This window comes from Streptosporangium sp. NPDC051022 (assembly GCF_040683035.1).
GTDB lineage: Bacteria > Actinomycetota > Actinomycetes > Streptosporangiales > Streptosporangiaceae > Streptosporangium.
The window spans coordinates 14,721-35,233 of the sequence record NZ_JBFBCF010000055.1; the positions used below are offsets into that span (position 1 = coordinate 14,721).

Consider the following 20,513-nt stretch of genomic DNA (forward strand, 5'->3'; position numbering starts at 1 on the left):
GATGAAGGAGTTCAAGCTCCCCGACGTGGGAGAGGGCCTGCTGGAGGCCGAGATCGTCCGGTGGCACGTGAAGGCCGGAGACCCCGTCAAGATCAACCAGATCATCGTGGAGATCGAGACCGCCAAGGCCGTCGTCGAGCTGCCCTGCCCGTTCGAAGGGGTGGTGGTCGCTCTCCTGGCGGACGAGGGACAGACCGTGGACGTCGGCAAGCCGATCATCACGGTCGACGACGGCAGCGGTCCCGTCTCCTCCCCGGTCGCGGAACCCGGCGTGGGAGCCGGTGCCGAGTCCGGCGCCGCCCCGGAGAACCGGCAGGCCCTGGCCGACGACATGGTGCCCGCCGCTCCCAAGCCGGAGCGTCAGCCCGTTCTGGTGGGCTACGGCGTCAAGACGGGCCCCACCAAGCGCCGCCCCCGCAAGTCGTCGCAGACCGGCTCCGGCCAGCCGCCCGCCCAGGCGTCGGCCCAGGCGTCGGCTCAGTCTTCGGCGCAGTCCCCGGTTCGGCCTCTCACCCAGCCGCCCGCCCGGCCCGCCGTCCGGCCGTCCGCGCAGGCCGTCGTGGGGAGCGCTCCCGGGGCTGCCGGGGACGTCGGGGACACCAGGGACGAGGGCGCGGCCACGCGGGGCGGGCGGGTCGCCGTACTGGCCAAGCCCCCGGTGCGGAAGCTGGCCAAGGACCTCGGGGTCGACCTGACCACGCTCAGCGGCACCGGCCCGCAGGGGACGATCACCCGGGACGACGTCCGCTCGGCGGTCGGCTCGGTGGCCGGGCCGGCGGTACGGGGTACCCAGGCCGACGAGGAGCGGATCCCCGTCAAGGGGGTCCGCAAGGCGACCGCCCAGGCGATGGTCGCCTCGGCGTTCACCGCACCGCACGTCACCGAGTTCCTCCAGGTGGACGTGACCGGGACCATGGACGCGGTCGTGCGGCTCCGGGCGCTTCCCGACTTCGCCGAGGTCAAGGTCTCGCCGCTGCTCCTGGTAGCCAAGGCGGTGCTCGTGGCCGCCCGCCGCTACCCGATGATCAACTCGGCGTGGGACGAGGCGAGCCAGGAGATCGTGGTCAAACACCGGGTGAACCTGGGCATCGCCGCCGCGACCCCCCGCGGCCTGCTCGTCCCCAACGTCAAGGACGCCCACGCCCTGCCCCTGCCGGAGCTCGCCGCAGCCCTGGGAGCTCTCGTGGAGACCGCCCGTGCGGGCCGTACCCAGCCCGCGGACATGGCGGGGGGCACGATCACGATCACGAACGTGGGCGTGTTCGGAGTCGACGCGGGCACCCCGATCCTCAACCCGGGCGAGTCGGCCATCCTGGCCTTCGGCCAGGTCAGGGACCTGCCGTGGGTGGTGGACGGGCAGATCGTGCCGCGTAAGGTGTGCACGCTCGCGCTCTCCTTCGACCACCGGATCGTGGACGGCGAGCTCGGTTCGCTGTTCCTCCGCGACGTGGGGGCCATGCTCGAGGATCCCTTGCGCATGCTCGCCTGGGGCTGACCGCCCCCCGGTACGGCCGGCGCCGCGGTACCGGGCGGCCGGTCGTCACCGGACATGACCTGGAACGACCCGGAACAACCTAGAACAAGCTGGAACAACCTGGAAGGGCCGGAGCCGGCACGCGAACGCGACGGGCCCGCTCCCCGAAAGGGGGGCGGGCTCGTTCACCGACCGTCCTTGACGGCCCTCAACGACCCTCGGCAGCCCTCAACGGCTTTCTACGGCCCCCGCGACCTTTGACGGGTCCCGCCCCTGCCGGACCCGGCGGCCCCGAAAAGCCCAGACAAGCCCCGACAAGCCCCGACAGTCTCGGACGGCCCGTGACGGCCCTCGATCGATGGCTTCCGGACGGTTCCCGGGCTGTGGTGTGGCCGCCGGGCGGCACGGAGTCCGCCCGGACGCCCCGTGGATCTCGCCGGGGCATCCTCGGAGTCTCACCGGCGCCGCCGGGGCGCGCCCGCGCCATTTGTCCCTCATTTGCCTTCATGTCGGTCCTGTGTTTCTTCCGTGGAGGATCCATGGGGGTGGTGAGGCGTTCGGTGCAACCTTTTTGCCATGCATGGTGATGACCCTCCCGTGAAATCACGCCGGATCTCTCTTGCATTCTTTGTGGGACCGGCTTTGCCGGACATGCCTTTTGATTGACGGTGTGCATGGCCTGCCGGGAGAGAATTTCAAAGATCTCGCCCGTCGGGCCGGGCGAGCCCGTGGAATGGGCGGTCAAAACATCTTCAATCCGTTTTTGGTTTAGTAGTGAATACGCATATTGGTGCTATCGTCGGAAATTGAAAGTTCATGAAAGGTCAGCCAGAAGGGAAAGTCAATGAGACTGGACAGGTTCTTCCCGGCTAACCCTGCACCGCTCGCCTGGGGCGGCTGCCGTCGTCGTCGCTGCGGATGTGGCGGGGGCGGCTGGTGGTGGTAGCGAGATCGAGCGAGAACCGGCGGATAACCCGCCGGTTCTCCTTTGACTCCCCCCTGCGTGACGGCGGATCCCCCGTACGGAACGGGCCGGGCGGGCCAGGTGTGTCAGGTGTGTCAGGCGGCCCGGACGGGGCGGAACCCGTGGCCAACTCCCCGCCGGCCATCGCGCCCACGGTCGCCATCCGGAAGACCTTCCGGCGGTTCTGGCCCCTCACCTGGGGGCTCCGCAGGCTGTTCGTGGCCGGTGTCCTGCTGGCGGTCGTGTCGATCCTCTGCGAGGTGACCGCGATCGGGCTGTTCGGGTTCATCACGGACGAGGTGCTCAGCAAGCAGGACCTGGCGGCGTTCTGGTCTCCCGCGCTCACCTGGCTCATCCTGGTGGTCATCTCGGGCGCGGCCTCCTTCGTCGGTTCCTACGCCACCTCCGTGGGCGGGGAGCGCTTTCTGCTGCGCCTGCGGGACGAGGCGTTCTCGCACCTGCAGACACTGACCCCCGACTTCTTCGACAACCGCAGACTCGGCGACCTGATGGCACGGCTCACCGGCGACATCGAGGCCATCGAGGAACTGGTCGGCTCCGGACTGGTCCGGCTCCTCACCACGATCATCAGCGTGATCTTCTTCGCCGGGGCGGCCCTGTACCTCCGGTGGGATCTGGCGCTGGTGACGTTCGCGCTGACCCCGGCGTTCCTGATCGTCTCCAAGTCCTTCGCGTCGAGGTTCAGAAACGCCGCGGCGCGGGAGCGGCTCAGCAACGCGGCCATGAGCAGCGTCGTCGAGGAGGGCCTGGCCAACCAGTCCCTCGTCCAGGCATACAACCGCCAGGAGGCGGAGGCACGGCGGCTGCACGACGAGGGGAACGCCTGGTTGCGGGCCAACGTGGCCAGGGCCAGGCTGTCGGCGCTGTACGGCCCGGTCGTCCAGATCATCGAGACCGTCTGCCTGCTCACGGTGATCGGCGTCGGCGCGTGGGAGATCGCGGCGGGCCGCCTCACCATCGGCGGGCTGCTCGCCTTCGCGGCGTATCTCGCCTACCTCTACCCCGCGGTCCAGAACCTCGGGCAGCTCGCGCTCATCGTCTCCGAGGCCGCGGCAGGCTCCGACCGCGTCATCCAGATCCTGCGGGCCAGGCCCGCCGTCACCGACCGCGCCGGAGTCGTGTCCCCGGCGGTGCCGAGTCGTGGTGCGATCCGCTTCGAGGGGGTCGGCTTCACCTATCCCAGCAGGACGAGGCCCACGCTGCGGGACCTGTCCTTCAGTGCCGAACCGGGCGAGCTCGTCGCGTGTGTCGGGCCCAGCGGTGTGGGCAAGTCCACCGTCACCAAGCTCCTGCTGCGCTTCTACGACCCCACGGAGGGGCGCATCCTGCTCGACGGGGTGGACATCCGCGACCTGCCGCGCCGCTGGCTGCGTGACAACGTCACCGTCCTCCAGCAGGAGAACCTGCTCTTCTCCGGGACCGTGCGTGACAACATCGCCTACGGCCGTCCGGGCGCGGACATGAACGACATCGTCAGGGCCGCCGTCTTGGCGGACGTGCACGAGTTCATCGGCACGCTGCCCGAGAAGTACGACACGTCCGTCGGGCAGCGCGGCCGCCTCATATCCGGCGGTCAGCGCCAGCGCATCGCCATCGCCAGGGCGATCCTGCGCGACGCTCCCGTGCTCGTCCTCGACGAACCGATGACCGGCCTCGACGCGCGCACCGTGGCACGGATCATGGAGCCTCTCGGGCGTCTGATGGCCGGCCGTACGACCGTCCTCATCACCCACGATCTTCGTCTCATCCCCGAGACGGCCCGTACGATCGTCCTCGACACCGTGGCCTGTCCAAGGCGGGACCGCGTCAGGCTCGTCGGTGTTCACGGCGCGACGTCCTTCCACGGCACGACACCGCGCCCGGCCTGACCTTCCCTTCCGGCCGGTGACTCCCCCTCTGGCCCTCTTCCGGGCCCGTGCCCCCTGCCTCCCGTGATCCCGGCGGCTCCCGTGAGCCAGGCCCGCGGCTCCCGGCCGTGTCCTCCGGGCCGTGTCCTCCGGGCCGAACCCGGAGCGTGCGCGACGAACCCGTTCCCCACTGAGAGGCGTGGGGAACGGGTTCGTCGCGGAGCGAAACGGTCTGCTCGTTTTCGCTTCCCGTAATCGGCGTCGGCGCTGTTTCCGGCGGCACGCCGTTTCGGCTTCCGAGGCTTTACCGCCTTTCCGCTTTCCGGCCGGCCGGGTTCCCCCGGACCGGCCGGAGCGGGAAACGCAATCTCATCCCGGTGGTGCGGTTCTCAGGCGAGCGGGGCGTCCCGCCGTTGGCCTACCACCAGTCGTCGCCCCAACCGCCGCCCCAGCCGCCGCCCCAGCCACTCCACCGCCAGTTGTTCCTCCAGCCGCAGCCGCCACCGCAGCGACAACAGCTGCGCCGCCAGCAGCAGCCGCGCCGCCAGCCGCATCCGCAGCCGGTGATGAAGCCCGTGGACGTGATGTTCTGGGCGGCCGTGGTCTTCGCTGTTTGCGTGACCGTGGCTCCGGCCGGAGTCGCCATGAGGGCTCCGACGAGGAGCCCTGCGCCCACAGTGCTCGCGACGAACGAGGTAGCAATCTTCGATGTCATGCGATCCTCCGATTTCACGAGAAGACGGTTCCGTCCTCCTGGGCTCCGAACACCCCAAACATCGCAGGAGGCGCATCTACCACGACACCGCAAAGCACCTATGCTTTGGCAAAGGCCCACAGATGTGTATAAATAAGAAATAAATGGTGGATATCGGGTCATTTTGGGCGGCGAAGTCGGTGCCATGCTGAATGTGATTCGGCACCCGCGGTCGATTCCCGAAGAGCGTGGCCGTACGCTGGCGGAGCACCCGAACGAAGGGAAGATCATGTTCCGGCATGTCGTGTTGTTCACCTGGACCGAGAACGCCACCGACGAGCAGAAGGCCGCGGTCGAGACCGAGCTGGCCAAGCTGACGGGGATCATCCCGGAGATCCGCGCCTACACCCTCGGCGCAGACGCGGGCGTGAACCCCGGCAACCACGAGTTCGCCGTCGTCGCGGACTTCGACAACGTCGACGACTACCTGGTCTACCGCGACCACCCGGACCACCAGGCCGTGATCGCCCAGTACATCAAGCCCATCGTCGCCTCCAGGGCGGCCGCGCAGTTCACCTTCTGACACGGGGTGGCTTCGCCGGCGCCGGTCCGCTCCGCTCCGCGGCTCGCCGGATCGGCGCCCGGGCGGTCGCGGAGTCGGTGAAGGGGGGCGGTTACCGCGTCAGACGCCGGGCGGGTTGTTCTCGCGGTGCATCAGGCGGCCGTCCGACGTGTGCCCGCGTCTGGGGGCCAGCACGACGCTCAGTACGATCCCGACGGCGCCGACGATCATGAAGATCAGGCCGATGACGTCGATGTGCACGTTCTTGCCCAGGACGTCGGGCTCGATGGCGAATCGAAGGATGGCGCCCACCGTGAGAAAGAAGATGCTGACCCCGACTCCCATCAGGCCCTCCGGATGCGAGTAATGGACGGGTAAACGAAGTCCTTACATTGGTCATACCCGATGCGGAGAGCTCATGCTTCCCAGAAGCGTTTTGTCGGTGGAAGTGGGTCCCCAGGACCCCAGGAGCACCGGGACGCCGACCGCCTCGGTCACCGCCGCGGGCCAGTCGTCCACGCCGTCCACGTAGCGGGGACGCGCCTCAGTCAGCCGCTGGGTCAGCCTCGCCTGCCCGTCGAGGTCGCCCGCCGTACCCACCGGGATCTCGCCGATGTCGTAGGAGACGCACATCCGCGACACGGGGACGTCCAGATGGGTGAGCGCGAGCGCGTCGGCACCTCCGGTCACCGCCAGCGCGTAGCGGTGGGCGACCGCGTCGAAGTGACCGATCCGGAAGGGGCCCTGCCACGGGCCCGTCTCGTTGTGCGGCTCGGCCGCGGTCAGGGCCGGATCCTCGGTGACCAGCGGGCCGGGGCCGTGGCGCGGGGTGTAGGAGCGCAGCACGCCCAGCCGTACCGCGGCCGCCCCGTCGAGCAGGGTCAGCGCGTTGGCGAAGGTCGTCGTGCTCCAGGTGGTGTAGGGGTGGAAGCCGTGCCACTCGTCGAGCAACACCCCCTGGGCTCCCTCGAAGATCACCGGCCCCCCGCGCAGCAGCGCGGCCAGGAACGATGAGTCCGCGAGGGTCACCCGTTCGGCGAACGCCCGGTAGGCCGCCACACAGTCTTCGACCGACGGCTCCGCCACCACCCCCGTCGTCGGCGTCGTCTTCAGCGCCTCACGGAGCACGTGCAGTTTGCGCGCGAGCCGCGCGGGATTCTCGCAGTCACCGACGGTCGGCGCGAGGTCCGGGTGTCGCAGGGCGTAGGAGACGGTCTCGCCCACGCCCATCCCGCACGACCCGTGCCGGCCCCCGCCCCGCGCCAGCTCCCGCGCCCGTCCCGCCGCCACGTGGTACGGCGTGGCGAGCAGGGCGTCCCTGTCCACGGTGAGCAGCCCGAACGGGTCGGGGACCCGCATCTCCCTCAGGTGGGCGGCCTCGGCGGCCAGGGCAAGCGGGTCCACGACCGTGAACCGCGACAGGTGGGTCGGCACGCCGCTGAACGTCCCGGCCCCGAACTGGGCGAAGGTGTGGTGCCGCCCGTCGGGCAGGACGACGTTGTGCGCCGCCTGCCCGCCCCCGTTGAAGCGCACGACCGCCCCGGCGGATCCCGTCGCGCAGAGCCAGTCCACGACCGTGCCCTTGCCCGCGTCGCCGTACCCGAGGTCGGTGACGATCACGTGCTCGCCCGTGAGGTGTCCCGCCTCCCGGCCGGTCCGCCGTGCGTTCACAGCCGGATCACGCCGCTCTCACCGCCGGCGTCCAGCCCCTCGGTCACCACGAGCGCCCGCCGGCCGAGCCTGGCGAGCGCCTTACCCACGGCCTTCCCGGTGGACGAACCGAGCTCGCCGAGGTCGTCCAGCCCCTCGTCCAGGTCGATGGCGTCCTCGCCGAGGCCGACGGTGAGCGCGATGGTCTCGGAGACCGCGTCCAGGTCGTCCAGTTCGAGGACGTTCTGGCCGAGCAGTTCGCGCCAGGCGGTCAGCACCTGGCCGTCCCCGGCGTAGCTCGCCCCGGCGGGCAGGATGTAGTAGACGTCGTACATCCTGGTCAGCTCGGTGACGATCTCCCGGGTCGGGATGTCCCGCGCCGGCCGGTCGCCGATCACCTGGGCGACCTGGCGGCGGCTGACCTTCGGGTAGGGCAGTTCGTCGCCGATGATGAACAGGTAGCCCCTGCGTCCCCGTTTCTCGAAGCAGTCGAGCGTGGTGTGCCTGGCCATGAAGTACATCGCCAGCTCGTACGACTCGGTCTTCTGGCCGCCGCCCCCGCCCTCCAGCAGGATCCTGCCGAGGTCGTCGTCCATCCGGTTGTCCGACTCGAACTGGCCGATCTGCAGCGGGGCGCGGTCGCAGGTGGCGTCGCCGATCGCGCCGAAGAGGATCTGCGGGGCGGTGGCGTAACCCTTGCGCAGCAGCAGGCCGAGCAGGTCGGGCAGCTTGGTCTGGAGAGTGCGGGGCACCCCGCCCATCGAGCCGGTCACGTCGAACAGGACGGCGATGGCGAGCGTTTCGGGGTGCTCGTCGGAGTCCCGGCTCTCGCGGGCGGCCACGCCGTACGGGTTCAGGGCGTCGTGCACGGAGCGCGCGCCGCCGTCGCTGTAGGCGAAGGCGCTGGTGCCCTTGGCCGCCCGGTAGCTCGCGGCGGCGGTGTAGACGTCGGTTGACCAGATTCCGCTTCCCATGGGATCTCCCGGTTCCGGGGTCGGGGGCCGGCGTCTGCCAGGCCCGTGAAGGTCGTCGAAGGAGCGTCGAAGGAGCCTCGGAGGGGTGTCGGAGGGATTCTCCCTAGTTGTTCTCACCCTGAGTTAGTCTCATTATGAGAAGAACGATGGACCGCGTCAACCCGTCAACCCGTGCGGATCCGCCTCGCGTGTGTTCCCCGGGTCCGGTACGGCGCGCTCAGCGCCTGAGGCCGTCGAGTATGACGGTGGTGAGGTAGTCGTCCGCGCGGGCCCCGGGGCGGCAGACGGCCACGTTGAGCAGGCCGACGACCTCGCCGGGCGGGATGTCCTCGCGCAGTGCCCCCTCCTCCTGCGCGCCCCTGGCGAGCCGCTCGAACAGGGCGTTGAGGTCGCCTTCGAGCCGCGGCAGCTCGGGGTGGGAGGTCGTCGCGGGCGACAGTGACTTGATCAGGGCCAGGGGCAGTCCGGCGCAGTGCTCGACGACCAGGCGCAGGGTCTGCCAGCACGGCCTTCCCTCCGCCGCGACGGCCTCGCTGAACGTCATGAGCCGGCGCAGCGCGTCGACGGCGATGTCCTCGATCAGGGACTGCCGGTCGGGAAAGTGGCGGTAGATGGTGCCGACGCCCAGGCCCGCGGCGCGGGCGATCTCCTCCATCGACACGGCGGCGCCGCGCTCGGCGAACAGGTCCAGCGCGGTCGTGACGATGAGCTCGCGGAGACGCCTCAGAGCTGGAGGGGCCGATACTTCCTGGGACCGTAGAGGTCGTCGAGCAGGTCGTCGAGCTCGCCCAGGAGCCGCCAGGCGTCACGCGGCGGGCTCAGCAGGCTGCCGCGCACGAAGCGGCGGATCGCGCCGGGCGCCCGATCGCCCATGAGGGCGGCGACGCAGCGGGTGGCGAGGCGGATGTCGACGGCCTCGGTCGCGGGCTCCCCGGCGAGGACCTCCCGGGGATAGTCGTCGCGGTGCCGGGCCACGAGCACGCTCAGCGGGCTGCCGAGCGGAACGGACTGGCTCCAGTCGACGAGCACCAGGCCGTGGTCGAGCGGGTGGACCAGGACGTGGTGCCCGAACACCGCGCCGTGCACGACCCCGGCCCGATGGGCCGTCCCGATCGCGACCAGCAGCCGCCGCCAGATCCACGCCGCGTCCCGTGGATCGAGCGCGGGCCGCAGCCGCGCGACCTCCGCCAGGCTCACGAACCCCTCGGGGACCCGGCTGATCACGTTGGCCTGCCGTTCGACCCCGCCCGAGCGGTGCCGGAAGGAGTCGACCAGCCGGGGAACGTACGGCAGCAAGCGCGGATCGCCGTCCCGCTCGATCGTCCTGAGCGCGTCCGCCTCGCGCCGCATGAGGTCGTTGTCGGCGTGGCTGTGCGGGACCTTGAGCAGCGTCCCGGCCCCGCTCTCGTACAGCACGGCCGTCGCGCCCCGGCGGAACACCTTTCCGATCCGGTGGGAGTCCCGCGGGGTGATGATCACCGTCTCGGCGTCCCCGCCTCCCGCGGCCCGCGCGCCGCTCCCGCCGTGCGTGGACGCCGAGGGGTCCGCGCCGTGCGCCGTCCACAGCCGGGCCAGTTTGGCGAACGCCGCGGCGGCCTCGGGGCCGGGGGAGAGGTCGGGGTGGAGCAGCCGGGCCAGCCGCCGGTAGACCCGTTTCGGTGACGTTCCGCCGAACAGTTCCCCGGGGGTCCGGGCGGCGGACACCAGCGCGATCGCCTCGGTCGTCGTGGTCATCGCGCCTCGTCCTCACGGGTGGGGCGCAGCAGCGCCGGATGGAGGAGGCGGGCCTTCCCCGCCCGGTAGAGCCTGGCCCGGGGACCGCCGCGGGTCCCGCCGCTCTCGGTGCTCTCCCCGGTGCTCTCCACGAACCCGGGCACCGACAGGATCTTGCGGTGGAAGTTGCCGGCGTGCAGCGGGACGCCCCACACCGCCTCGTAGACGCCGCGAAGTTCGGAGATCGTGAACGGCTCGTCCACGAACGTGGTGGCCAGCGGTGTGTACTCCAGCTTGCCCCTGGCCCGCTCCAGGCCGTCGGCGAGAATGCGCGCGTGGTCGAAGGCCAGATCGGGCAGCCGGTCCGCCCGGTGCCAGGCCGCGTCCGCGGCGTCGGAGCCCGCCCGCGGATCCGGCAGGCCGGGGGCGAAGGCCAGGTAGGAGATCGAGACGACCCGCATTCGCGGGTCCCGCTCCGGTGACCCGTAGCTGGCCAGCTGTTCGATGTGCGCGCGGGGGGCCAGGCCGGTCTCCTCGGCCAGCTCCCGCCTGGCCGCCTCGTGCAGGTCCTCGCCCGGCCGGATGAATCCTCCGGGCAGGGCCCACCGTCCCGCCTGGGGCTGTCCGCCCCGCTCGACCAGCAGCACGTGCAGCGCGTCCTGACGGATGGTCAGCGCCACCACGTCGACCGTCACGGCGACCGCGGGGTAGGCCCGCGGGTCGTATCCGGCCAGGAACTCGGATTCGTCTTCGTCCATGACACGTCCTTCTCGGATCAAGATAATCTCATTATGAGAATAACTTGTCGTGGACGTCAACAACGCGCACCGGCCCCGCACCCGTCGTGCCCGCCGCCCGCCGCCCGCCGCGCCTGTTGTCCTGTTGTCCCGTTGTGCCCGCCGCCTGCCGCGCTTGCCGCCCGTCGTGCCCGTCGCGCGAACCCGGGCCCGGAGTCCCGGGACGAAACGAACGAGGGGCGATCCCGTGAGCGGGATCACCCCTCGTTCTCGCCTGCCGCGGGAGCAGGTGGTCCGGGGCGCGGATCCGGGACGGATCCGGCGGAGCGGAGAGCTCGGTCCGGCGGAGCGGAGAGCTCAGAAGGCGTCTTCCGGCAGCTCCATCAGGCTCTGGTCGGTGTCGGCCAGCACGCGGCGCTCGGCCGCGAGGCGGGGCAGAACGGCCCTGGCGAAGAACGACGCCGCCGCCACCTTACCGGTGTAGAACGCCTGGTCCCGCCCGGTGGTTCCCGAGTCCGGCGCGTCGCCGGCGGAGTCCAGCGCGGCCAGCGCCACCTCCGCCTGGCGCAGGAGCAGCCAGCCGATCACCGCGTCGCCCAGGGCGAGCAGGAACCGGGTGGTGTTGAGGCCGACCCGGTAGATCTCCGCCGGGCTCTCCAGCGCGCCGATGGCCCAGCCCGCCATCGTGTCGGCCATGGCCTTGACCTCGTCGGCGGCCTCGTCGAGCAGCCTGCGCTCCTCCTTGAGACGGCCGTTGCCCGCCTCGGAGGCGGCGAAGGCCTTGATGTCGGCATACAGCGAGCCGAGGGCGGCGCCCTGGTTGCGCAGGACCTTGCGGAAGAACAGGTCCATGCCCTGGATCGCGGTGGTGCCCTCGTAGAGGGAGTCGATCTTGGCGTCTCGGATGTACTGCTCGATCGGGTAGTCCTGCAGGTAGCCCGAGCCGCCCAGGGTCTGCAGCGAGCGGGAGAGCAGCTCGTAGGAGCGCTCGGAGCCCACGCCCTTGACCAGGGGGAGCAGCAGGTCGTTCATCGCCTCCGCGTGCTCGTCCCTGCGGCCCTCGAACTCGGCGATCTGCACCGCGTCCTGGTAGGTGGCGGTCAGCAGCACCAGCGCCCGCATGCCCTCGACGTACGACTTCTGGAGCATGAGCTCGCGGCGCACGTCGGGGTGGTGGGTGATGGTCACGCGCGGGGCGGACTTGTCGGTCATCTGGGTGAGGTCGGCGCCCTGCACGCGGGCCTTGGCGTACTCGAGCGCGTTCAGGTAGCCGGTGGAGAGCGTGGCGATCGCCTTGGTGCCGACCATCATCCGGGCGTGCTCGATGATCATGAACATCTGCCTGATGCCCTGGTGCACGTCGCCGATCAGCGTGCCCACGGCCGGGCGCTCGCCGCCGAACGTGAGCTCGCAGGTCGTGGAGACCTTCAGGCCCATCTTCTTCTCGACGTTGGTGACGCGGACGCCGTTGCGCTCGCCCAGCTCGCCGGTCTCCAGGTCCACGTGGTACTTCGGGACCAGGAACATCGACAGGCCCTTCGTGCCGACGCCGTGTCCCTCGGGGCGGGCCAGCACCAGGTGGAAGATGTTGTCCGCGAGGTCGTGCTCGGCGCTGGTGATGAAGCGCTTGACGCCCTCGATGTGCCAGGTGCCGTCGGGCTGCCGTACGGCCTTCGCCCGGCCCGCGCCCACGTCGGAGCCGGCGTCGGGCTCGGTGAGCACCATGGTGGCGCCCCACTGCCCGTCGATGGCCAGCCGGGCGAAGCGCTTCTGGTCCTCGGTGCCGATGAGGTGCATCACGTAGGCGAAGGCGGGGCCGCTGGCGTACATCCAGACGGCGGGGTTCGCGCCGAGGACCAGCTCGGCCAGCGCCCAGTTGACGGTGCTGGGCAGTCCGGGGCCGCCCAGCTCGGCGGGCAGGCCGATGTTGGTCCAGCCCGCGTCGCGGTAGGCGGCGAAGGACTTCTTGAAGCCCTCCGGCATCGTCACCGTGCCGGTCGCGGGGTCGAAGACCGGCGGCCTGCGGTCGCCCTCCTCGAAGGAGTCCGCCAGTACGCCCGTCGCGAGACGGTTGACCTCGTCGAGGATGCTCCGCACGACGTCCTCGTCCAGGTCGGCGTAGCGGCCGGTGCCCAGGATGTCCCGGCGCCCGAACACCTCGAAGAGATTGAACTCCAGGTCCCGGAGGTTGCTCTTGTAGTGGCCCATGGGGTCTGCTCCTTGAAACCGGGGGGAACCCGACCGTTTGTACTCGTCAGTAACCTTACCGGTAATGCTACCCGTCGGTAACCCTTGGAAACTGTCCGCGTAGGGACGTTTGTCACACTTCAGCGAGGGAATCGGCGGGTCCGAGGCGCCCCGCCCGGCGAATCGGCGGCGGATCTCCTAGGCTCGTCAACATGGACGAGCGGTGGCGTGCCGACCTCGCGTTGTGGGCGATTCCCGACGAGATCGCGGCGCGGGCGCGGACGAATCCCTGGGGACACTCGCCCGCGCGGTTCGCCGAGCGGACCGACCTGGCGCTCGCCGACCTCGGAGGGCCGACCCTGGAGCGGATCGCCGAGGCGCTCCCGCAGGGGGGAGGCGTGCTGGACGTCGGCGCGGGCACCGGTGCGGCCTCCCTGCCGCTGGCCGCGCGCCTGGGGGAGCTGATCGCGGTGGACACCTCCGCCGGGATGCTCGCCGAGCTGGAGGCGCGGGCGGCCGCGCTGGGCGTCCCCCTCAGGGTCGTCATGGGGCGCTGGCCCGACGTGGCGGCCGAGACCCCGGCCGCGGACGTGGCGGTCGCCTCCCACGTCGTCTACAACGTCCCCGACCTGGCGGCCTTCCTCACCGAGCTGTCCGGCCACGCCCGCGCGCGGGTCGTCCTGGAGCTCACCGAGCGCCACCCGATGAGCTGGCTCAACCCCCTCTGGGCGCACTTTCACGGGCTCGTCCGCCCGGAGCGGCCCACGGTCCACGACGTGATCGCCGTCGCCGAGGCGCTCGGCCACAAGGTGTGCCACGAGGATCGCCTGGCCCCGCTGCCCCGCTTCACCAGGCTGGAGGACCTGGCCGAGAGCGCCTGCAGGCGGCTCTGCCTCGACCCGGACCGGGCGGAGGAGGTCGTCGCGGCGGTGGTCGCGCTCGACATGTGGCCGCTTCCGCGTGACCGGTGGTTCACGCTCTGGTGGGAATCATCATGACAGCCGTCGTGTTGTCCCCATAGAGCGCTCAGTCGAGACGCTCCCGGACGAGACGCGCCGTACCCGGTCTGAAAAGACGACGCTCCTGATGGAAGGAGCCGTCGTGGCCTGGGTGGTCATCATCGTCGCGGGTCTGTTCGAGGTCGCCATGGCGTACTCGCTCAAGCTGAGCCATGGATTCTCCGAGATGCTGCCGAGCATCGGGTTCGTCGTCTTCGCCGTGCTCAGCTTCGGCCTCCTCGCGATGGGCCTCAAGAGCCTGGAGGTCGGTACGGCCTACGCCGTCTGGACCGGCATCGGCGCCGTCGGCACCGCGTCCCTGGGCATGCTCGTCCTAGGCGACGACGTGTCATTCCTCAAGATCGCCTCGATCGCCCTCATCCTCGTCGGCGTCGTCGGCCTCAACCTCGCCGGCGGCGGTCACTGACGGCGATCACCGAGGGCGGCCGATGACGGCGGCCAATGACGGCGGCCACCGAGGGAGGCCGTCGAGGGCGGCCGCCGACCCACCCCTGTCCCGTCGCCGCGTGTCGAGATGAAACCGGCTTGACGGGATAGGTGGTGTCGCGGTTGGGTGTGCGCATGATTGACGTTCACTACGTGACTTTCGACTGTGCCCGGCCGTACGAGCTGGCGACCTTCTGGAGCCTGGCCACGGGCCGGGAGCTCCACCCGGAGACGGAGAAGGAGGACGACGAGGTCCTCATCCCGGGCACGCCCAACCTGCTGTTCATCAGGGTTCCCGAGGGCAAGGCGGTCAAGAACCGCGTCCACCTCGACGTCACCGGCACCGACGGCACCACCCGCGACCAGGAGGTCGAGCGGCTGGCCGAAATCGGCGCCACGGTCCACGACGACCGGCGCAACCCCGACGGCACCGGTTGGGTGACCATGCTCGATCCCGAGGGCAACGAGTTCTGCGTCTGCCGCGCCGACTACGAGCGGAAGCCGTGACGGCGTGACGGCGTTCCGGCGCTGAGCCCGTCGAGCGGGCCGAGCCCGGTCAGCGGCCGTGGGGCAGCGAGGGGCGTCCCCGTCCTCTGAGCGTCAGGGCCACGATCGCGGTGATCAGATACACCACGACACCGCCCTGGAGCGCGTCGAACGCCGCGCCGAACACGCCCTCGTCGTCGAGGATGAGCTGCACCGGATACATGAGCGCCGCCGCGCCGAGCGCCGGGTAGAGCGAGAACCGCCAGGGACGGCGGAGCGCCCAGAGACGGGCCTGCCGCGTCACCCGGTCGCCGGAGTTGGGCCTGCCGATCGAACCGATCGCCGCGACCATCGTGAACAGGGCGATGCCGAGCGACAGCGCCCAGGTGAAGTCCGGGCTGCCCGGCAGGATCACCCCCATGCCGAGGCTGGTGACCGCGACCGTGCCCCCGGTCACCGCGGCGGCCCGCCAGGGCGCCCCGCGCAGGGCCGCGCCGGCGAGAGACATCTCATCACGTCGAGTGAGTTCGTCGTTCATGTCATCAGATTGCCCTTCCAACCCCCTTGTCCGCATCGGGGAGGAACCCTGATCCACCCCTGACACCCACCCCTCTATTAGGTTGACCGTCATGCCGATAACCTTCCGGGCCGCCCGGATCGATGACGTTTCGCTGGTCGTGGCCCTGATCGCCGACGACACGATCGCCGCCGCCCGCCAGGGTGACTTCGGCGACGAGCACCGCGCGGCCTTCGAGGCCATCGAGGCCGACCCCAACAACGAGCTGATCGTCGCCGAGCTGGACGGCGAGATCGTGGGCACCATGCAGCTCACCTACATCCCCGGCATCTCCCGCAAGGGGGCGCTCCGGCTGCAGATCGAGGCGGTCAGGATCGCCTCCGCGCTACGCGGCCGGGGGCTGGGCCGGCAGATGATGGAGTGGGCCGTCGAGCGCGGCCGGGCGAGGGGCTGCGCCCTGGTCCAGCTCACCACCGACAAGGCCCGCAAGGACGCCCACCGGTTCTACGACTCGCTGGGCTTCGTCGCCTCACACGAGGGATACAAGCTCACGCTCGGCTGATCGGGACACCGGCCCGTCTCCAGCTGGTCGATCATCCAGCGGCACCAGGCGATGCGGTGGTTCTCGTAACCGATCCCGCACCACAGGGTCGCGTACTCGCCGAACCGCTCACTGCCGTAGCCGGGTGTTCCAGGGAACGCGGCCCGCTCCGCCTCGAAGGCCGCCAGCCGCAGTTCGTGCGCCTCCAGCCGGCTCCGGAAGAGCTTGGCGAGCTCGGCCGGATCGGCGAGCCAGGCGGCGTACGCCTTGAGCACCAGCTCGTCGCGCTCGGGGCGCGGCTGCGGCGGCTCGACCACCCACTCCCGCAGCGCGGCCAGCCCGGGGCCGGTGATGGAGTAGATCTTCTTGCGCTGCGGTCCCGGCCCGGGGACCTGCTCGAAGCCGACCAGCGCGGCCGCCACCAGGCGCTGCAGCTCCGGATGGATCTGGCTGTGCCGCGCGGTCCAGAAATATCCCAGGGGATGCCCCATGGCCGTGGCCAGCTCGTATCCGGACCTCGGCCCGCGGGCGAGCACCGTGAGGATCGCGTATCCGAGTGTGGAGGTCATCGCGGCAGGATCTCACGCGTCGTCGGCGTGCGGCACGGGGGCTTTACCTATGCCGGACCGGACGTGACCGGGCCGGACGGAGGTGCCGGGCAGGGCGTCGGGCGGGGTGTCGGGCAGGGCGTCGGGCGGGGCGCAGGGGGCCAGCTCGACCAGGTTGTCGTGATAGACCGCGCCCCGGCCCATGTCGGCGTCGCGCTCCTCCACCACGGCGTTCACCGTCGCGCCCCCGGCGCTCAGCTTGCGCCAGTGCCCCTTGGACGAGGCCACGACGCCGGGCCGTACCCGGTCGGTGACCTCGACCACCGCCTCGAACGCGCCGCTGTCGTTGAACACCCGGGCGCGGTCCCCGTCGCCGAGTCCCCTGCGGACGGCGTCCTCGGGGTTGACCAGGACCCGCGGCCCCTTCGAACGCCGCAGCAGCTCGGGGTTGTTGCCGAAGGTCGTGTTGAGGAACGTGTGCGAGGCCGGGGTGATCAGCGCCAGCGGGTACGGCCCGTCCCCCGCCGAGGCCGTGCGCGGAGGAACGTAGGCGGGTCCCCGGCCGAACTCCATCCTCCCCGAGGCCGTCGGGAAGCCGTCGGCGAAGGGCACGAACGGCCGCGGCACGCTGAGCCTGACCCAGCCCTCCTTCCGCAGCCGGTCGACCGTGACGCCCTCCAGCGACGGGTGACCGGAGGCGAGCAGCTGCTCGGCCAGCTCCAGATCCGAGTCGTACAGGGACGGCTCGGTCAGGCCCATGTGGCGGGCCAGGCGGCGGAACGTCTCCGTGGTCGACAGGCACTCGCCCGGCGGCTCGACCGCGGGCTCGTTCCACATCAGGTACATGTGCCCGTAGCCCGCGTGCAGGTCGACGTGCTCGGTCTGCATGGTCGCCGGAAGCACGATGTCGGCGTAGTCCACGGTGTCGGTCGGGAACTGCTCCATCACGACGGTGAACAGGTCCTCGCGCAGCAGCCTCTCGCGGACGCGGTTCTGGTCGGGGGTCGAGCCCATCGGGTTGGCCGCGTACACCCACAGGCACTTGACCGACTCGTCCAGCCCCTCGGCCAGCCGGGTCATCGTCAGCCGCCTGACCGGCGCGGCCAGCAGGTCGTCCCGGCTGTCGATGTTCAGGTGGATGTGGCCGCTGGTCGAGTAGGCGACCCCGCCGCCCGGATGGCGCCAGTCGCCCGTGACGCCGGGGATGGCGGCGATCGCGCGCAGCGCGGCACCGCCGCCCGCGTGCCGCTGGAGGCCCATCGTGGCCCGGATGCCGGTCGGCCGGGTGTGCGCCAGCCGTACGCCCAGGGCGCGGATGTCGGCCTCGGGCAGCCCGGTGATCTCCGCGACCCGCCCGGGGGGATGGCGCAGGATCTCCGCGCGGAAGTCCTCCCAGCCGCTGGTGTGCCGGTCGAGGTAGTCGCGGTCCTCCATGCCCTCCGACAGGACCACGTTCATCAGCCCGAGCGCGAGGGCCGCGTCCGTGCCGGGCCGGATCGGCAGGTGCTCGTCGGCCTGTTCGGCGGTCCTGGTGCGGATCGGGTCGATCGCCACCACGTGCGCCCCGGCCGCCCTGGCCTCCTGGACGAACTTCCACATGTGGTGACCGCTGGTCAGCGTGTTGGTGCCCCAGAGCAGGATCAGCCGCGACAGCGCGAACGTCTCCGGGTCCATCCCGGCGGGTGTGCCGTTGGTGCGCCACAGCCCGACGTTCCCCGCGGTCGAGCAGATGTTCAGATAGTGCCTGGAGGCGCCCAGGACGTTCCAGAACCGCCTGCCCGCGACGCCCTCGCACCCCTGGACGTATCCCAGCGTGCCGGTGCCCAGATAGGGCCAGATCGCCTCGCCGCCGTGCTCGGCCACGATGGCGCGCAGCCGTACGGAGATCTCCTCCAGGGCCTCGTCCCAGCCGATCCGCTCGAAGCGGCCCGACCCCTTGGGGCCGACGCGGCGCATCGGGTGGAGGATGCGGTCGGCCGCCCGGGTGTGCTCCAGATAGCGGTTGACCTTCACGCAGAGCGCGCCACGCGTGTAGGGGTGGTCGGGGTTGCCGCGCAGGCCGGTCGCCTCGCCGTCCCGGACGGTCACCACCCACGAGCACGTGTCCGGGCAGTCCAGCGGACACGCCCCCAGAACGCGTAGTTCATCCAGCGCCATGCCCCGACTCTAGCCAGACGGGCCGAAAGGGGGCGTTGAGAGGGGGCATCGGGAGGGAGTGTCGAGAAGGGGGCGTCGAGAAGGGGGCACGGCCGCCGGGCCGTACCCCCTCTCACATGGACCGTCGACGGTCGCCGGGACCGCCGGAACTACTGGGCCACGCCCGCGTGGTCGTGGTCCTGGGCCGGGACGTCACCGCCCCTGCGCTGGTTGGAGAGCGGAGCCGGAACCGGAGTGCCACCGGGCAGGTCGGGGCTGTAGGCGTAGACGAGCGCCGCCGTCGCGATCGCGCCGGTGTTCACCGCCAGGGCCCTGTCGTCGATGTTGGCGATGGTGTCGCAGGCCTGGTGGTAGCACTTGTCGTAGGCCACCCCCGCCACGCCGCCGAACTTGGCCGTCTCCGCGGCGGTCTTGATCCCCTCGGCGCCGGTGAACAGGCCGCCGGCGGGGATGCCCGCCGCGATGAAGGGGCCGTAGTCGGAGCGGCCGGTGAAGTCGGTGCCCTGGTACGGCTGGCCGATCGCCTTGAAGTACGACTCGAAGAGCTTCTCGATCTTGTCCGATCCGGGAGGACCGGCGGGCGCGCCGGTCGCGTCGGAGTCGTCGCCGTCGTAGATCCCGTAGACGAAGTTCGGCGAAGCGATCATGTCGAAGTTCAGATACAGCTTGACCTTGGCCTTCTCCTCGGCGGAGAGGCTCGCCACGTAGTGCTGCGAGCCTAGCAGGCCGAGCTCCTCGGCCCCCCAGAAGGCGAAGCGGAGCTTGTTCCTGGTCGGCAGGGAGCCCAGCCTCAGCGCGGTCTCCAGCACGCCCGCGCTGCCGGAGCCGTTGTCGTTGATGCCCGGCCCCTCCGCCACGCTGTCGAGGTGGCCGCCGAGCATGACGACCTTGCCGGGGTCGCCCCAGCGGCTCTCGGCCAGCACGTTGCGCGTCTTGCGGTGCAGGTCGCTCTCGGCGTTCACGGAGAGCGTGGCCCTCGTCCCCGGCGCGGCCAGCTCGTTGCCGACGGCGAAGCTGGTGCCGACGACGGGGATGTGCGTGGTGGGCTCGCCGAGCGTGCCGCTCAGCAGGGGGCGGCGGTCGTTGGAGCCCTCGCCCGGCTGGCCCTCGTTGAAGATGATCACGCCGGACGCGCCCGCGGCCTGGGCCAGCTCGGCCTTGATCTGGAAGTTGCAGGTGCCACGCTGCAGCAGCGCGATGTTGCCCGGGGTGAACCCCGCGAAGTCGCTCGCCTCACAGCCCGAGGTCGAGCTCGGCGTCGGGCTCGGCGGCAGCACCAGGTCCACGGCCTGCACCGCGGCCGTGACGTTGCCCGAGCCGGAGTACGTCATGGGCCTGAAATCGGTGTTGGACACGTAGCTCTTCGCGCCGGGCGCGACCCGGTCGAGCACGGGTTTGCCGATGACGCGGAAGAAGGGGAACTCGAACTCCTGCAACGTCACCTTGTATCCGGCGGCGCGCAGCCTGTCCGCCACATAGGCGACCGACGCCTCGTGGCCGGGAGTGCCCGAGGCGCGGGTGCCGCCGTTGGCGTCGGCGATCTGCTGGAGCTTCTCCAGGTGTCGTTTGACGGCCGGTGCCTTGACCGAACGGCCGAAGGCCGCGGGGTCCGGTTCGGCGCTGGCGGAGGCGGCCGGAACGAAGGACAGGCTCATGGCCGAAGCCGCGGTGACCGCAGCCAGTAAGCCCTTGTACGCGCGTGCGCGCATGCGAAACTCCTCTAACAAGAGTGGAGCAGGAAATCCCCCGTGATCGCGATAATCGGAACGTAGTATGGGCGATCGCGATCTTTAAAGACCGGCTCCACATTCGTTATAGAGCGGAGTCGGATCAGCGTTCGGGGCGTTCCCCCGCGCCACTTGACGGTCGTGGCGTCACAGGCGTGGCGACTCACGGTCGTGTGCCGACACGTGCCCGGTCCGAGACCGTCCGTCCGGAAAGTTGCGCACCGTCCCTGGAGAAGCGAGGTTTGCCGGAGATGGCTATGGTCAGGTGC

19 protein-coding genes and 1 riboswitch are annotated in these 20,513 nt (G+C 70.7%); of the genes, 7 read left to right on the forward strand and 12 right to left on the reverse strand.

The window, feature by feature from the left end:
* The first annotated feature begins 1 nt into the window (after position 1).
* Both AB0N02_RS45480 and AB0N02_RS45485 read left to right on the forward strand, forming a co-directional pair.
* The gene (locus AB0N02_RS45480; protein ID WP_363961059.1) at positions 2 to 1,495 is read left to right on the forward strand and encodes a dihydrolipoamide acetyltransferase family protein; all 1,494 of its coding nucleotides are present in this window, start codon (positions 2 to 4) and stop codon (positions 1,493 to 1,495) included.
* Between the two features lie 1,065 nt (positions 1,496 to 2,560).
* Complete coding sequence (locus AB0N02_RS45485; protein WP_363961061.1) at positions 2,561 to 4,327, forward strand: ABC transporter ATP-binding protein; 1,767 nt, start codon at positions 2,561 to 2,563, stop codon at positions 4,325 to 4,327.
* Positions 4,328 to 4,724: 397 nt separating this feature from the next.
* On the opposite strand, the gene AB0N02_RS45490 is transcribed toward AB0N02_RS45485, so the two are convergent.
* Positions 4,725 to 5,021 (reverse strand): hypothetical protein, encoded by a 297-nt coding sequence (locus AB0N02_RS45490; protein ID WP_363961063.1) that lies wholly within the window; start codon positions 5,019 to 5,021, stop codon positions 4,725 to 4,727.
* Between the two features lie 268 nt (positions 5,022 to 5,289).
* Here AB0N02_RS45490 and AB0N02_RS45495 point away from each other — a divergent pair, with 268 nt between their 5' ends.
* Positions 5,290 to 5,583, forward strand: coding sequence for a Dabb family protein (locus AB0N02_RS45495; protein ID WP_363961065.1), 294 nt, complete (start codon positions 5,290 to 5,292; stop codon positions 5,581 to 5,583).
* A gap of 99 nt (positions 5,584 to 5,682) precedes the next feature.
* Here AB0N02_RS45495 and AB0N02_RS45500 read toward each other — a convergent pair whose 3' ends face one another.
* From AB0N02_RS45500 to AB0N02_RS45530, 7 genes are all read right to left on the reverse strand, one after another.
* Positions 5,683 to 5,907, reverse strand: coding sequence for a DUF6458 family protein (locus AB0N02_RS45500; RefSeq protein ID WP_363961067.1), 225 nt, complete (start codon positions 5,905 to 5,907; stop codon positions 5,683 to 5,685).
* 51 nt (positions 5,908 to 5,958) lie between these two features.
* The gene (locus AB0N02_RS45505) at positions 5,959 to 7,233 is read right to left on the reverse strand and encodes an adenylosuccinate synthetase (RefSeq protein WP_363961069.1); all 1,275 of its coding nucleotides are present in this window, start codon (positions 7,231 to 7,233) and stop codon (positions 5,959 to 5,961) included.
* Positions 7,230 to 8,186 (reverse strand): hypothetical protein, encoded by a 957-nt coding sequence (locus AB0N02_RS45510; protein ID WP_363961071.1) that lies wholly within the window; start codon positions 8,184 to 8,186, stop codon positions 7,230 to 7,232. Before AB0N02_RS45510 ends, AB0N02_RS45505 begins: the two co-directional genes overlap by 4 nt.
* A gap of 217 nt (positions 8,187 to 8,403) precedes the next feature.
* On the reverse strand, positions 8,404 to 8,913 hold the full coding sequence (locus AB0N02_RS45515; RefSeq protein WP_363961103.1) for a helix-turn-helix domain-containing protein: 510 nt from the start codon (positions 8,911 to 8,913) through the stop codon (positions 8,404 to 8,406).
* A complete protein-coding gene (locus AB0N02_RS45520) occupies positions 8,910 to 9,920 on the reverse strand; it encodes a lipopolysaccharide kinase InaA family protein (protein WP_363961073.1) in 1,011 nt (336 codons plus the stop codon). The genes AB0N02_RS45515 and AB0N02_RS45520 overlap by 4 nt, the downstream gene beginning before the upstream one ends.
* Complete coding sequence (locus AB0N02_RS45525; RefSeq protein ID WP_363961075.1) at positions 9,917 to 10,657, reverse strand: NUDIX hydrolase; 741 nt, start codon at positions 10,655 to 10,657, stop codon at positions 9,917 to 9,919. Before AB0N02_RS45525 ends, AB0N02_RS45520 begins: the two co-directional genes overlap by 4 nt.
* Before the next feature lie 336 nt (positions 10,658 to 10,993).
* Positions 10,994 to 12,844, reverse strand: a complete 1,851-nt coding sequence (locus AB0N02_RS45530) for an acyl-CoA dehydrogenase (RefSeq protein WP_363961076.1) — start codon at positions 12,842 to 12,844, stop codon at positions 10,994 to 10,996.
* Positions 12,845 to 13,035: 191 nt separating this feature from the next.
* Between AB0N02_RS45530 and AB0N02_RS45535 the strand changes: the two genes are divergently transcribed.
* The 3 genes from AB0N02_RS45535 to AB0N02_RS45545 all read left to right on the forward strand — a co-directional run bounded on the left by AB0N02_RS45535 (position 13,036) and on the right by AB0N02_RS45545 (position 14,775).
* Positions 13,036 to 13,821 (forward strand): class I SAM-dependent methyltransferase, encoded by a 786-nt coding sequence (locus tag AB0N02_RS45535; RefSeq protein ID WP_363961077.1) that lies wholly within the window; start codon positions 13,036 to 13,038, stop codon positions 13,819 to 13,821.
* A 19-nt stretch (positions 13,822 to 13,840) separates the two neighbouring features.
* A riboswitch (guanidine-III (ykkC-III) riboswitch) is annotated at positions 13,841 to 13,907 on the forward strand.
* A 17-nt stretch (positions 13,908 to 13,924) separates the two neighbouring features.
* Entirely contained in the window at positions 13,925 to 14,248 is a 324-nt protein-coding gene (locus AB0N02_RS45540) for a multidrug efflux SMR transporter (protein WP_363961079.1), read from the forward strand.
* A 155-nt stretch (positions 14,249 to 14,403) separates the two neighbouring features.
* Entirely contained in the window at positions 14,404 to 14,775 is a 372-nt protein-coding gene (locus AB0N02_RS45545; protein WP_363961081.1) for a VOC family protein, read from the forward strand.
* 49 nt (positions 14,776 to 14,824) lie between these two features.
* Here the strand turns inward: AB0N02_RS45545 and AB0N02_RS45550 are convergent, their stop codons facing one another.
* Positions 14,825 to 15,292 (reverse strand): hypothetical protein, encoded by a 468-nt coding sequence (locus tag AB0N02_RS45550; protein ID WP_363961083.1) that lies wholly within the window; start codon positions 15,290 to 15,292, stop codon positions 14,825 to 14,827.
* Between the two features lie 91 nt (positions 15,293 to 15,383).
* Here AB0N02_RS45550 and AB0N02_RS45555 point away from each other — a divergent pair, with 91 nt between their 5' ends.
* Positions 15,384 to 15,833, forward strand: coding sequence for a GNAT family N-acetyltransferase (locus tag AB0N02_RS45555; RefSeq protein ID WP_363961085.1), 450 nt, complete (start codon positions 15,384 to 15,386; stop codon positions 15,831 to 15,833).
* Here the strand turns inward: AB0N02_RS45555 and AB0N02_RS45560 are convergent.
* The 3 genes from AB0N02_RS45560 to AB0N02_RS45570 all read right to left on the reverse strand — a co-directional run bounded on the left by AB0N02_RS45560 (position 15,776) and on the right by AB0N02_RS45570 (position 20,226).
* Complete coding sequence (locus AB0N02_RS45560) at positions 15,776 to 16,381, reverse strand: PadR family transcriptional regulator (protein ID WP_363961087.1); 606 nt, start codon at positions 16,379 to 16,381, stop codon at positions 15,776 to 15,778. The two genes, AB0N02_RS45555 and AB0N02_RS45560, sit on opposite strands and share 58 nt — an antisense overlap.
* A gap of 12 nt (positions 16,382 to 16,393) precedes the next feature.
* Complete coding sequence (locus AB0N02_RS45565) at positions 16,394 to 18,517, reverse strand: molybdopterin oxidoreductase family protein (RefSeq protein WP_363961089.1); 2,124 nt, start codon at positions 18,515 to 18,517, stop codon at positions 16,394 to 16,396.
* A 149-nt stretch (positions 18,518 to 18,666) separates the two neighbouring features.
* On the reverse strand, positions 18,667 to 20,226 hold the full coding sequence (locus tag AB0N02_RS45570; RefSeq protein ID WP_363961091.1) for a M28 family metallopeptidase: 1,560 nt from the start codon (positions 20,224 to 20,226) through the stop codon (positions 18,667 to 18,669).
* Positions 20,227 to 20,513 lie beyond the last annotated feature (287 nt).